This is a genomic window from Acidobacteriota bacterium (genome assembly GCA_003225175.1).
Classification (GTDB): Bacteria; Acidobacteriota; Terriglobia; order Terriglobales; family Acidobacteriaceae; genus Gp1-AA112.
Window position 1 is genome coordinate 25705 of the sequence record QIBA01000058.1, and the last position, 12720, is coordinate 38424.

Sequence of the window (12720 nt, forward strand, 5' to 3'; positions counted from 1 at the left end):
TGGACTGTCTCAAGGCAGGTAATAGCGGAACGACGTGAAAACCATATTGGTGTTCGCGGTCGGAGATCCGCCCGTGCCGCGCCAGGTCTGCTTATTCAAGTACGAGTACTGGAACCCCTCGCGGAGGCGTCCCTTTGGCCCGCGGTAAAAGTCGTACCAGAAACCCAACGAGGCTTCCTGAACATCCCGAGTATCGGGAGCGCAGGCGGCTGGATTCGTAGTGCTCGAAGCAGGAGTGTTGTTGCCGGTCGCGGCGATGGTTGGCACGTTGCATCCAGTAGTGGCTGCAGTAAAGCGGCCATACCCGATGCTGCCGGTTCCGTTGTACAACTGACGCTCGGCATAGTCGCCGCCGTAGTAGCCGTAGATTTCCAATTTGGGAGTCGCGTGCAGTTCCAATCCCAAGAGAGCGGAGCCGCTGCGAATCGGTGCGAGGGTTCCGTCAGCCCTCGTAGTCACATCTGCGAGAGTTGCGTCGCCGTAGCGTCCAACGCCATCCCCGGCAAGTATGTGGACTCCGAGATCAAGCTTCTTGGGGATGATGGCGAAGCGAGCATTTGCCCCAACCCCGCCGGCCATAGTCGTGTAGTTGAAGGCTCCCAGTGCACTGGCAGCGGTGCCAACATTTGCTGCGGTCGCGTTTGGGAATACGCGATCGCGGAATCCGCGGAGAAGCCCGAAGATTTCGTAGTGGCCATAGCCGGGCTCGAAGGCTGCCTTCAAGACGAAGTCCGGCAGCCAGTTGTAGCTGTAATTCTGCTGGGCGGTATTGCCGCCATTGTTCAGAAGACCGCCGGTATTGCCGGCCTGCTGATACGTGAAAGTACTTGCTCCGCCACCACCGAGGTTCAGCGTCTGTGCCTCTTCGATCGCTCCTCCCAGGAAGACTTTCTTTCCGAAAGCCTTGGTCACGCGGAAGCCAAACTGACGCTCCCAGGAGAATCCCGCCGTATATTGCGGGTCAATGGTCTGCGGCAGGACCTCGGTACGGTTCTGCAGTCCGTTGCGAGTCTCCGTCACCAGGCTCCACATCTGGCCGCCCGTAATGGTCCAACCGCCCGCCGATTCGGCCTGAGCGAAGATCTGGCGCTGGCGATTTGTGTAACTGTTGCTTTGGTTGGAGTTGGAAGTCACGCCGGCGGACAGCCAATCGCTTTCCCAGTAACCTCGCCCGGTCCAGTTGCCGATCTTACCTTCGGCCAGGATTGCGAGACGCGACTGGCGGCCGCTGGCATTGAACTCGGAGAGGCTCGCGTTAGGTGCGCCGTCGAACGGAGCGCCGGTGAGTTGGGTGTTGACATCGGCGCCCATGCCGCGGTCGCGCCACACCGTTTCTCCTGCGAGGAAGCTGCCGGTGAAGCTGATCGTGGCTCCCTTGAAATGAATCGCGGTAGGAGTCTCAGTGGCCTCATTTACGTGCTTTTGCTCGCTTTGAATCGTCTCCGCTAGATTCTGATCATTCGTTTTCATCGCGCTGACGGTCTCGCTTAGACTTGCGACCCGCGTTTTGGAGTCGCCCACAGTGGAAGCGGCCTCAGACGCCTTTGCTGCAGCATCGGCTGCTTTTGCGTTGGCATCATTAGCCGTCTGCTGCGCCTGCTGAACCTGCTGATCGCGGGTCGCAAGCTGGCTTTGCAATTGACGAATTTGTTGTTGTTGCGCATTGAGCATATCTCGCAGCTCGCGCAACTGCTCTGCTGTCGAATCTGCAGCGGCTGCGGGTTTCGCCGCGCGGCGAGTGGTCGTTCTCCTGGTTTTCGATTGCGTGCTGACCGTGCTCTGACTTGTGCTTGTGCTCTGTGCTACCAGCATGCTGCTCGAAAGCAGGCACACTAACGAACTTCGAAGCAAGGCTTTCATTCCTTCTCCTTCGCCAAAAAAAAATGTGAGCCAGTGTATGACTCGCTTCAACGCGATGCAAAAGATTGCTTAGCGAAACGCAGGTGCTGAAGCTCGCCTAAATATTGAGCGAGTTCCATAGATAGGGCGGGAGTGTGAATGCGCAGTTACAAGGACGTGAAAAGCAAGTGAATCGAGCCGACTTCAGGAATTTTTAGGAGTCACGGTTGCTCTTGCATTTGAATACACGAAATTCCCTGCTTCAGGGAATGCAGCAGGGGCTTTTTCCGGTGAAAAAAATCTTATGGCAGACCCGCATGAATACAGCCGATTTGAAACCCGGCAGGGAATGAGGAAGGGAACCTGCAGGGAATTGCGATTTGTGCGGCCTAGAAATTAGCAGCATTCAATGCACGCTGCGCTCCTTCTTTCGTGCTTCGGCAGCCGCTTGGGATTTGGCCACTGCTCGTCGCGATTCCTCGCGCAGGGCGCGCGACTGCTCGATCGTTTCGCGCGAGACCTTCCGGACTTCCCGGAGATAATTTCGGTCCTTCGGCTTGTCCCTCATAGCGTGGATCATGGCAGATTTTTGCCGGATGCGGAAGCGTCAAAAGGCGCAAGGAGTCATAGCAAGATGCCCCTCAATGTTCAGGCTGTTCTGGTTTCGTTCGGCAGCCCTAAGACACTCCATGCGAAGAACCGCCAGCATGTTCCGTTCTGCTGGCGGCCGACGAATTCGCCGTTTGAGAGTGAATCTTAGAATGAATCTTATGGTGCGAGGCTATTACGTACGGGGGGCGCTTGCGGGGCCAAGACTTGCTGAGGAGCTTGCAAGTCGGGACCGAGTTGCGCACGACCCGCTCGAGCTTTTTCCAGGGAGGCTGCTAGCTGATCGAGCAAGGCTTTCGTGGCTGACAGTCTTTCCGTCACACGCCGCGCCTGCTCGGATCCCAGCTTGGCTTTCAGCCACACGGAATGCATCCGCGCTGCGTGATCCGTTTGTGCATGGTTAGTCACGACCTGAACAAATCGCGTGGGGCTTCCGGCCAGCCATCGGTCGATCTCATCGGTAAAGGCGAGGACTGCACTTCGTGGCGATCCTGCCGGCCGGTGAACCGGAAAACCAAATTGGACTTCATACCGCTGGATGGTGCGAACGCCGCGCCCTGTGTAAGTAGAAATCTCTTTCCAGGAGTGCAAGACGCGTCGTCCGGGCGAGTAGACGCTGGTAGCCATAAGATCTCCTGACGCTTTCATCAGTTCACGTGCCGCAATAGACACGTGCCCACCGTCTCGATTTCGCGAGAGCTGTCCGAAGCTAGACGGTGGAACTAACACGATCGTTAGCTATTTCTTACGATGCTCAGTATAGTCCTGTTCGTCGTATCCGGAGTTCCTTAATTTTGTTATCTTTGTTATGCAGAGACACGTCGGAGTTGTGAAAGACGGAAGCTGCCAGAGATCCTGAGAAGCTGCTTCGCGAATGCCGGGCTTAGATACAGATGAATCTCAGTGCTTCTTGCCTTTGCGGTTGTTTCGATCGCGCGTTGCCTGCCGGGTCTCCATGAGCTTGTTGTGAAGCTGTTCCGCCTTCCGGTGAGCGGAATCCGCAACGTTGTGTAATGCCTCAGCCTCGCGCAGAAGCTCCTGCGTCCTGCGTGCCGTCTCCCTGGCCTTTCCCAGGACTTCGTTGAGATTGGAGTTTTTTGTCGGCATCGAACCTTCTTGGTTTGCACGCCGTAGAGACGCAGCATGCTGCGTGTCTACCTATCCTGCATGGAACTTGCAGCTAGCTCACCCGTTCCAACTCCTCTTTACCTTGGTTACCTTCCGCCTCACTCTGTCGCTGCTTTGAGCCCAGCAAGAACTCACGTAGAACTGTGGCGTGGCGCTTGCGGTCGTGCGCCTTCTGCAGGTAGAAGCTGTGTGCATTCTCGCGCTTGCGATTCGCCGACACGTCAGCGAGCCGCTGGTCCAGCGATGCGCCCTCTTCAAGCACGCGCAGTGCGATCCAAAGGGAGCGTTCCACCTCTTCGTCGGCCGCATCGCGCATTGCCTCTGGTGAATAAGAGTGGCCCACGCGGCATTCGAAGCGCACTTCGCCGTTCTCCTCTACTTCCCAGATGGTTCCGTGGCAGTCCGGACAGGTGAACGTGGTCAGTGCCTTGTTCTTTTCCAACCGACTTCCCCCATTGCCCTTGTTTGTACCGACCATCGGTTTGACCTCCGTTTCTGAGAGCCGATTGATGAGATTTCCGATACTTCCGGCCGGCACACAGTAATCAGGCTGTACCTGTTGCAGTGCATTCTTGGGCATAGAAGCTACCCGCGCATCATCCGGATCCTGCACAATCGCGATGCCTCCGGCGTTCTTGATCGCCAACAATCCAGAGCTGCCGTCATCCAGGAATCCAGTGAGAACGATCCCGACAACCCGCGGGCCATAATTACGGGCCGCCGTTCGGAAAAGCAGATCAATCGCCGGGCGATAACGGTTGTGTTTGGGCCCGCGTGCCACTTGCATACTTCCGGGTTCGAGCGTCAAATGCCGGTCGGGGGCGACATGGACGACTACAAAAATGGCGGCATTAGTGTCCGGCGAGAGCTGTTTGACGATCTGTATAAGGGCTTCCACGCCCCCAGCCGAGGCGCCGATCACGACGATGTCGTGCATGGATTGGAACCCCCGCAGGTTGGAACTAAGGGGCTGAATTAAAGATGTCCGCTGCCATACGTTAGTGTGTAATATGGCTAGTAGACAAGATCATAGACGGCCCTCACCTGAAGATGTCGGGTAGAACGGAAGTGGCACAACATGGCGTTGGCGGCATTGAAGCCGCGGCCGAAGCCCACCCGGCTTGTCTGCGTCGTCGCTATTGGAGCGTCTGCTGGTGGCATCAACGGTCTACTGCAGTTGCTGCCTCATCTGCCGGTGATTCCGAATGTAAGCCTGCTGATCGTGGTCCATCTTGATCCTCGATCTAAATCATTTCTAGCGCAAATACTGGGTCGTAACGCGCATTGGCAAATGAAGCAAGCAGAAGAGGGCGAGCTTCTGCGCGCTGGGGTCGCATATATCGCTCCACCAGACTTCCATCTTGTTTTAGGCGGCGGGCGGTTGCATCTAACCTCCAGCGGACCGGTACAAATGCATCGGCCCTCAGTGGATGTGTTGTTTGAATCCTTAGCCAAACAAAAGCGCCTGAAAATGATCGGCGTTTTACTATCGGGATCGGGACGCGATGGCTCGAAAGGATTGCGTTCCATGAAACTTTCGGGCGCAAGCACCATCGTGCAAGACCCGGCTGATTCCATGTTCCCATCGATGCCGGAGCATGGAATTGAGACCGGATGTGCAGACTTCGTCGTGCCGGCGCGCTCCATTGGGACACAAATTTCCATGCTTTGCGCTCAAGGATGAGGTGCCTTGAACCTCGAAGAGTTTTTGCAGTTTCTCGCGGAAGAACGCGAATTCGATCTGCGGGGATATAAACCCACCACACTGGAGCGGCGAATCCGCAAGCGCATGGGGCAGCTTGCGCTTCCTGACTACACTACATACGTCGACTACGTTCGCGCGAATCCGAGCGAAACCAATCAGCTTCTCGACACCATCCTCATCAATGTAACCGAATTCTTCCGCGATCCCGAGGCCTGGGACGTGATTGCGAACAGTATCCTCCCTTTTTTACTCAAACGTCTGCGCACCGGCGACAGCTTTCGCGCGTGGGTGGCAGGCTGCTCGAGTGGTGAAGAAGCCTACTCGCTGGCGATTCTTGTGGCCGAATTTTTTGGGCCACGCATCACAGAATTCGACATCAAGATTTACGCCACCGACGTTGACGATTCTGCCCTGAACACAGCGCGTCGCGGAGAGTATCCGGCTGAGCGACTCCGGCGAGTGCGTCCAGAATGGCGGCACAAGTACTTTTCGTCAGCTACCTTGCCGCGCGTGCATCGCGACATTCGCCGCATGCTCATCTTTGGACGCAGTGACCTCGCGCAGGACGCGCCCATTTCGCATGTGCAGATGATTGTCTGCCGCAATGTTCTGATCTATTTTGATTCCATCACGCAAATGCATATCCTGAATCGGCTACATTACGCGCTTGATCCAGGAGGAATACTATTTCTCGGCAAATCCGAGTCGAAGCTCAGCAATTCGACGATGTTCAAACCCGTCGATTCCCGCTGGCGCATCTTCCGCAAGAACCACGCCGAAGAAGGTAGGGAGATACGTCGTTCGTCTTCGTCCCGGAAGGATGAACCCATGACACCCAATGAAAAGTCCCCTCGCGAAGAAGAGCTGGCCCGAGTAAAGCTCTATTACTCCGCCCTGCTCGAAGTTCTGGAACCGGGCATCTTTTCGCTAGACGGCAATGACGTGCTGCTTACGGAAAACAAATCGGCCCTGGCGCTATGGGGACTCTCAGGCAGCAAATTGGTCGGCCAGCATATTGCCGAGTCTGCCCTGGCGTCGCGCTGTCCCGAATTGGTCCAACGGCTGGAAGAGAGTCATCGTAATCCAGGGAAGCAAGTCAAATTCGATTGTGCTGTCAAGGTCGATGACGGACAACACATGCTCGCGGTCAGTATTCGTCCTGTGAATGGCGAAAACGGCCAGCGCGCAGGTTCGCTCATCTATGCCGAAGACATAAGCCATCGCGAAAAACTGCAAACCACGATCGAACAACTCGAGGCTACGGGCGAAGAACTGCAGTCTGCCAACGAAGAGCTGGAAACGACCAACGAAGAACTGCAATCCACCAATGAAGAGCTCGAAACGACGAACGAAGAACTGCAGTCCACGAATGAAGAGCTCGAAACGACAAATGAAGAGCTGCAATCGTTAAACGAAGAGCTGGAAAACATGAATGAGGAACTCGAGTTCCGCACCCGCGAACTCGATTCTGTGAACAGTCGCTACGCCGAGACCCTGGAGCGCATGCCGTGGGCAGTCACGGTCCTTGATTCAGATGGAAAAGTGCAATTCTGGAACTCGGCGGCAGAGAAGCTCTTCGACATCCAGGCAAACTCAGTGATCGGCCTGGAACTCAGTCAGCTTCCCATCCAGCCGGAGGTGCGCGATGGGCTGGTGCGACGCCGCAAAGCCATCGTGGAACGCAACACGCCCATGCTGCTACGCAACCAGCAGCTCAAAGTAAAGCGCTCGAACTTGATGTTCGACGTCCATCTCACCCCGCTGAGCCGCGACGGCGGCAGACCCAGCCTGCTGCTGATGTTCGCACCCCAACAGCCGGAGAACGTCGCGCGACAATCCGCAACTTCCGGAAACGGAAACCCCAGCGGCGGGAACTCGAAAGGCGTGCAGCGAAAGAACAACGCGAGGAGCAAGACCGGGAGTAGCGGAAAGAGTTCTGCGAACCGAAAGAAGTGATTACTCACTTCGCAAGGCGGGGGCTTGCAGAGATAGGGCTGTCCAATACTACCGTCATCCTTCTATGGCGTTAGACGCTGCCGAAAGATTCTTTGCAAGCATCGCGGGATTCTTCCGCCCAATTACGGCACGATTCACGCTTTGTCAAAACCGTGCCCTCCAAAACCCAGAAGGCTAACAGCTAATTTGGATAAGCTATTGGTTTCTAGGCGGCCCTGCGCTGCGACTTTTTCATCTGTCTGAACGCGGCGTCTGGACCTTTGCACCCCAGCACCTTGAACTTGGTCCCATCGTTGGTATGGTAATTGACGAAGAACTCCTCGACTTCTTTCAGCAGGGAGCGGTTCAGATCACTCACCGAACGTACATCGGAATGTGTGTGACTTGATTCGGCGACCGCCAACAACCGGTCATTGCGCTGCGTCTTGCCATCCTCTTTTTGCTCACCCTCAATCATGCCGATAACCCTCGCCTGAACGACACATCCCGGAAAAGCCGGCTGGTCCATAAGGATGAGAACATCGAGTGGATCGCCATCCTCAGCCTCTGTAGATGGAATGAAACCAAAATCATGAGGAAAGACCATCCCCTCGGGCAGAACTTTCTTCAGCATAAAAACACGCTGCTCAGGATCGAACGCATATTTGTTGCGGCTGCCTTTGGGTGTCTCGATCACAACGCGAACGTTCTGCTTCTCATCGATCGCCTCGAGCCGAGCAGGATTGGCCATTCCCGACTTTTTCTTTGCCACTCGTTATCCTCCAGATTTCCCTCTTAGGAGTGGATGTGGAGGAGCGATGCCCGGCTGCCTTGGCGAGTTCCGCCAACGGAGTCGTAGACGGCGCATTCCCTAGCCAGCGTTTATACTTCAGTTCAGTTCCATGGCTATCTCCACCATCATCGTTGACGACGAGCAGCTCTCCCGCGAAGAGCTGACTTATCTACTGAAGAGCGTTGGCGATGTCGAGGTGGTCGCGCAGGGAAGTAACGGGGTCGAAGCCATCCATCTTATCCGCGAGCACAACCCCGAGCTCGTGTTCCTCGATGTTCAGATGCCTGGGCTTGATGGGTTTGGGGTGATCAAGAAGTTAGTCGATAAGAAGCATCCCCTTCCGCAGATCGTTTTCGCTACGGCATTCGACCAGTACGCCGTCCGGGCATTCGAGGTGAACGCCGTGGACTATCTGCTCAAGCCGTTCGACAAGAAGCGGGTGGTTCAGTCAGTGGAGAAGGCAAAGCAGAAGCTTTCAGCAGCGCCGCCATCGAGTGAGCGTCTGGAATCTCTCATCAACCTTCTGGAGCAGCAGCAGAAGCCGCAGCAGCAGAAGATCCTGCTGCGATCGGCGGGAAGGTTGATCCTGGTGGATCAGAAGGACGTATGTTTCGCCACGATCGACGAAGGCGTGATCACCGTAGCGACCTCCAGCATGGAAGGACATTCCAACTGCCGGACGCTGGAAGAACTGCTTGAAACCCTTGATCCCAACCTCTTCTGGAGAGCCCATCGCTCGCACGTGGTGAACATCAACCGGATCAAGGAGGTCCTGCCCTGGTTCAAGAGCTCCTACCAGCTTCGCATGGACGATCGCAAACACACCGAGCTGCCGGTCAGCCGGGCGCAGACGAAGCGCTTGAGGGAGCTGTTTGGCTTGTAGTGTTCGCTGGGAAATTAATCTAGAACGTCTTTTCAAAGCGCCGCTAACCACGCCGGAAATCCCTTGCTCTCTGCTCGATTATTTGGGCATTCTCTAACTGGTCTTACCCGCTGCCCGTCTTTGCTGCTCGGAGTAGGCCCTCTGACTCTCGGTTATGAGCGCCCGCGCGGCCGAGGCATCCTGCCACCCTTTGGTTTCGACGCGTTTGCCTTCCAGATCTTTGTAGATGGAAAAGAAGTGCATGATTTCGCGAAGGATGTGGGGATAAATCTCAGAGTAGTTCCAGACGTCCTTATAGCGCGGATTGCACTTGCCTACCGCCAGCAATTTCTCGTCATGCACACCCTGGTCAAGCATGTCGAGAACTCCGATGGGACGTACTTCCATCACGCATCCAGTAAAGCTGGGACTGTCGACCAGGATTAAAACATCCAGGGGATCGCCATCATGGCTGAGCGTGCTCGGTAGAAACCCATAGTCGCCAGGAAAGTGCACCGGGGAGTAAAGGTTGCGGTCTAGGCGAAAGACATGGAGTTTTTTGTCGTACTCATACTTATTGATGGATTGAAGGGGAATCTCCACCACCATGTTTATAACTTCGGGTGCTTTATCCCCGAGCGGGAGGGCGACGTAATCGATCATTCTGCCAGTGTATCGTTCGGGCTCCCGTATAATCGACGCAGGATTCGATGAAGGCACACGTTTACGTCACCCTCAAAACCACGGTTCTCGATCCCCAGGGAAAAACAATTCAAGGCGCTCTGAAAAAGATGAATTATGTGGGCGTGGAAGACGTCCGTCAGGGCAAGTACTTTTTGCTGACGCTGCAACCGAATCTTGAGAAGGAAACAATACGAGCAGAGGTCGAGCGCATTGCCCGCGAAGTGCTCACGAATCCTGTGATTGAGGAGTTTGCCTACACGCTCGAAGATTAGGCACGAGCAGCTTTTCGTCGTCCCCCGCGTAACCTGCCCCCAGCGAAGGAATTCAGGTAAGCTCCTGAACAGCAACTCGCATCCATAAAATAGGATTGCTTCGGCCATAAGGTCTCTCCCAGAAGTTGAGGAACTTCCACGTATGTGTGGCATCGTCGGGTACGTAGGTCAGAAGAGCGTGGTCCCGGTAATCATCGAGGGTCTGCGCAAGCTTGAGTATCGCGGGTACGACTCCGCGGGGATTGCCGTCGCCGGTAACGGAGATGGACTTCAGGTCCGCCGTGCGGAGGGCAAGCTGCGGAATCTGGAAGAGGTCATCCGCCACAAGCCTCTCGAAGGCTCATACGGCATTGGGCACACGCGCTGGGCCACCCATGGACGTCCTACGGAAGAGAATGCTCATCCACATCGCGACTGCACGGGACGCGTGGTGGTTGTTCATAACGGTATTGTCGAAAACTATCTCTCGCTAAAGAAGAGGCTGATCGAAGAAGGGCATAAGTTCTCAACCGAGACAGATACCGAAGTCATCGCTCACCTGATTGAAAATGCTCTGAAGAGCGGCAACGGCACGCGTCCTTCACTCGAAGAGGCGGTCCGTAAGACTGTGAAACAGCTCACCGGCGTTTTCGCGCTCGTGGTTATCAGCGCCGATGAACCGAACAAGATCGTTGCAGCTCGCAACGGACCGCCGGCCGTAGTTGGCCTTGGACAGAACGAATACTTCGTAGCTTCGGATATTCCGGCGATTCTTCACCATACTCGCGATCTTTTCTTTCTCGCCGATGGTGACCTGGCGGTAATTACTTCTTCGGGCGTTCACCTCACGGATTTCGACGGCAAAGGGATTCAAAGGAAAGTGCAGCGCGTGACCTGGGATCCAATCCAGGCGGAAAAAGGCGGCTTCAAGCACTTCATGCTCAAGGAGATTTATGAGCAACCGCGTGCCGTCCGCGATACCACTTTGGGACGCATCTCGCAGGACTCCGGCAAGATATTCCTCGAAGAAATGGAAATCAGCGAGGACGAGTTCCGCAAAGCGAACAAGGTAAATATCGCTGCATGTGGAACCAGTTGGCACGCTGGTCTCGCCGGCAAGTTCATGATCGAACGACTCGCCCGTATGCCGGTGGAAGTGGATTATGCCAGCGAATATCGCTATCGCGATCCCATAACAGGACCTGATGCCCTAACGCTGCTAATTACACAGTCGGGCGAAACCGCCGATACGATCGCAGCCCAGCGCGAGTCCAGGGCGAAAGGCTCCAAGACGCTCGCGATCTGCAACGTAGTTGGCGCGATGATCGCCCGTGAAGCTGCCGGAACGATCTACACTCACGCTGGTCCCGAAATCGGCGTTGCTTCAACGAAGGCATTTACGGCGCAGCTTACGGCGCTGTTCCTGTTTGCGATGTTTCTCGCGCAAAAGCGGAATCAATTAAGCGAGCAACAATCGATCAAGCTGGTGCAAGAGCTCACCAAACTTCCAGGAAAGCTGGAATCGATTCTGAACCACGACGAGGCCTGCGATCATTTGGCCAGGCAATATCAGAAAGTCGGGGGTTTCCTGTTCCTGGGCCGGGGCATTCACTATCCCATCGCGCTGGAAGGCGCTCTCAAGCTCAAAGAGATCAGCTACATTCACGCGGAGGGCTATCCTGCGGGGGAGATGAAGCACGGTCCGAACGCGCTGATTGATGAAAATCTTCCTGTCGTTGTTCTCGCGACGAAAGATCCCGACGATCCCGATTCGGTGCTGCGGTATGAAAAAACCACCTCAAACATCAAGGAAGTCACAGCGAGATCGGGCAAAGTGATTGCTATTGCTACGGAAGGGGACGAAGAAATTCGCGAGTCCGCGGACCACGTCTTATATGTGCCAAAAGCTCCAGAGTTGCTGCTTCCGATTCTGGAAGTCGTCCCCCTGCAGCTTCTGGCGTATCACATAGCAGTCCGGCGAGGCTGCGACGTGGATCAGCCGCGAAACTTGGCTAAGTCCGTCACCGTCGAGTAGACAACGTAGGGTTCACAATTTGTATCTGCCAAACCGTGCTGCTCGTCTAATAAGGTAGTGCTCTCCTATAAGTCTCAGGATAAAAACATAGGCGTGGTGGTCTATGAGCCGCAGCGCTCTGGAACTTTTCCAGCTCTGCTGGTTATTCACGGCTCCTCCGGCCCGGTCAGCTCTTTTGTCGGTGCATATGCCCAGCAGCTCGCGAATCTTGCTTATGTCGTCTTCTTCGTGCGTTACTTCGATGCGACTGGAACAATATGGGCCAGCATCTCTGGAATTCGCACGGACTTCATTACCTGGTTGGTTACATTGGCCGATGCTGTGACTTTCGTAGAGCGACATCCCAAAGTTGATCCGCGGCGGATCGGAATGCTGGGCGTCTCGCTCGGCGGATACCTCTCGCTGTCACTTGCGTCTAAGGATCGTCGGATCACCGCTGTTGCCAGTCTCATGGCCGGAATGCCGCCTGAGATTGTCGCCGAAACTACGTACATGCCACCGACACTGCTGCTGCACGGAGAAGCAGATGCGACGGTGCCCATCAGCGAAGCGCTCGTGGTTGAATCACTGCTCAAGCGACTCGGAACCAAACACGAGCTGAAGATATATCCGGACAGGGACATAGCTTCACGGGTCTGGCGCAAATGGACGCTCTTACGCGAACACTGCGTTTTCTGAACCAGCACTTGAAGCAGCAGAATGCCGCATTTGGGCTGAGCGATCTGCTGCTCAGCTTCCGCTGATCACCATCCAGCAAACTACAGGCGCTCGATATCCTCGAGTAGCTCTCGTGGGCTGATGTCTTTGAACTAGGCATCGGGACATTGCGCCGAGTAATCACACTTCACTCGGTTCTGTTCTAATAGAGAGCTTGCAGCC

The 12720-nt window shown here is 55.4% G+C and carries 12 protein-coding genes; 6 read left to right on the forward strand and 6 right to left on the reverse strand.

Annotation, left to right across the window (positions count from 1 at the left end):
* Window positions 1–9 precede the first annotated feature (9 nt).
* The 4 genes from DMG62_17260 to DMG62_17275 form a co-directional block, all read right to left on the reverse strand.
* Window positions 10–1860, reverse strand: coding sequence for a hypothetical protein (locus tag DMG62_17260; protein ID PYY21675.1), 1851 nt, complete (start codon window positions 1858–1860; stop codon window positions 10–12).
* 747 nt (window positions 1861–2607) lie between these two features.
* Window positions 2608–3075, reverse strand: coding sequence for a hypothetical protein (locus DMG62_17265; protein ID PYY21676.1), 468 nt, complete (start codon window positions 3073–3075; stop codon window positions 2608–2610).
* Between the two features lie 273 nt (window positions 3076–3348).
* Complete coding sequence (locus DMG62_17270; GenBank protein ID PYY21677.1) at window positions 3349–3555, reverse strand: hypothetical protein; 207 nt, start codon at window positions 3553–3555, stop codon at window positions 3349–3351.
* A gap of 73 nt (window positions 3556–3628) precedes the next feature.
* Window positions 3629–4513: a hypothetical protein gene (locus tag DMG62_17275; GenBank protein ID PYY21678.1), complete on the reverse strand. Its 885-nt coding sequence runs from the start codon at window positions 4511–4513 to the stop codon at window positions 3629–3631.
* Between the two features lie 141 nt (window positions 4514–4654).
* Between DMG62_17275 and DMG62_17280 the strand changes: the two genes are divergently transcribed.
* Both DMG62_17280 and DMG62_17285 read left to right on the forward strand, forming a co-directional pair.
* Window positions 4655–5260, forward strand: coding sequence for a chemotaxis protein CheB (locus DMG62_17280; protein PYY21679.1), 606 nt, complete (start codon window positions 4655–4657; stop codon window positions 5258–5260).
* Between the two features lie 6 nt (window positions 5261–5266).
* Window positions 5267–7237, forward strand: coding sequence for a chemotaxis protein CheR (locus DMG62_17285; protein PYY21680.1), 1971 nt, complete (start codon window positions 5267–5269; stop codon window positions 7235–7237).
* Between the two features lie 205 nt (window positions 7238–7442).
* Here the strand turns inward: DMG62_17285 and DMG62_17290 are convergent, their stop codons facing one another.
* Window positions 7443–7967 (reverse strand): inorganic pyrophosphatase, encoded by a 525-nt coding sequence (locus DMG62_17290; protein PYY21715.1) that lies wholly within the window; start codon window positions 7965–7967, stop codon window positions 7443–7445.
* A 151-nt stretch (window positions 7968–8118) separates the two neighbouring features.
* Here DMG62_17290 and DMG62_17295 point away from each other — a divergent pair, with 151 nt between their 5' ends.
* Window positions 8119–8892 carry a DNA-binding response regulator gene (locus DMG62_17295; GenBank protein ID PYY21681.1) on the forward strand — a complete coding sequence of 258 codons (774 nt, stop codon included), beginning with the start codon at window positions 8119–8121 and terminating at the stop codon, window positions 8890–8892.
* 93 nt (window positions 8893–8985) lie between these two features.
* On the opposite strand, the gene DMG62_17300 is transcribed toward DMG62_17295, so the two are convergent.
* Entirely contained in the window at window positions 8986–9534 is a 549-nt protein-coding gene (locus tag DMG62_17300; protein ID PYY21682.1) for an inorganic diphosphatase, read from the reverse strand.
* A 47-nt stretch (window positions 9535–9581) separates the two neighbouring features.
* On the opposite strand from DMG62_17300, the gene DMG62_17305 reads away from it, so the two are divergent.
* The 3 genes from DMG62_17305 (at window position 9582) to DMG62_17315 (ending at window position 12519) form a co-directional block, all read left to right on the forward strand.
* Window positions 9582–9827, forward strand: a complete 246-nt coding sequence (locus DMG62_17305) for a phosphoribosylformylglycinamidine synthase (GenBank protein ID PYY21683.1) — start codon at window positions 9582–9584, stop codon at window positions 9825–9827.
* A 142-nt stretch (window positions 9828–9969) separates the two neighbouring features.
* Window positions 9970–11841 carry a glutamine--fructose-6-phosphate transaminase (isomerizing) gene (gene glmS / locus DMG62_17310; GenBank protein PYY21684.1) on the forward strand — a complete coding sequence of 624 codons (1872 nt, stop codon included), beginning with the start codon at window positions 9970–9972 and terminating at the stop codon, window positions 11839–11841.
* A gap of 57 nt (window positions 11842–11898) precedes the next feature.
* A complete protein-coding gene (locus tag DMG62_17315) occupies window positions 11899–12519 on the forward strand; it encodes a hypothetical protein (GenBank protein ID PYY21685.1) in 621 nt (206 codons plus the stop codon).
* The last annotated feature ends 201 nt before the right edge of the window (window positions 12520–12720 follow it).

Excerpts from the sequence above, each read along its gene's own strand:
- DMG62_17280 (PYY21679.1), top strand. The coding sequence starts at position 4,655 with ATGGCGTTGGCGGCATTGAAGCCGCGGCCGAAGCCCACCCGGCTTGTC.
- DMG62_17295 (PYY21681.1), top strand. The coding sequence starts at position 8,119 with ATGGCTATCTCCACCATCATCGTTGACGACGAGCAGCTCTCCCGCGAA.
- DMG62_17265 (PYY21676.1), bottom strand. The coding sequence starts at position 3,075 with ATGGCTACCAGCGTCTACTCGCCCGGACGACGCGTCTTGCACTCCTGG.
- DMG62_17305 (PYY21683.1), top strand. The coding sequence starts at position 9,582 with ATGAAGGCACACGTTTACGTCACCCTCAAAACCACGGTTCTCGATCCC.
- DMG62_17275 (PYY21678.1), bottom strand. The coding sequence starts at position 4,513 with ATGCACGACATCGTCGTGATCGGCGCCTCGGCTGGGGGCGTGGAAGCC.
- DMG62_17260 (PYY21675.1), bottom strand. The coding sequence starts at position 1,860 with ATGAAAGCCTTGCTTCGAAGTTCGTTAGTGTGCCTGCTTTCGAGCAGC.
- glmS (PYY21684.1), top strand. The coding sequence starts at position 9,970 with ATGTGTGGCATCGTCGGGTACGTAGGTCAGAAGAGCGTGGTCCCGGTA.
- DMG62_17300 (PYY21682.1), bottom strand. The coding sequence starts at position 9,534 with ATGATCGATTACGTCGCCCTCCCGCTCGGGGATAAAGCACCCGAAGTT.
- DMG62_17290 (PYY21715.1), bottom strand. The coding sequence starts at position 7,967 with ATGGCCAATCCTGCTCGGCTCGAGGCGATCGATGAGAAGCAGAACGTT.
- DMG62_17270 (PYY21677.1), bottom strand. The coding sequence starts at position 3,555 with ATGCCGACAAAAAACTCCAATCTCAACGAAGTCCTGGGAAAGGCCAGG.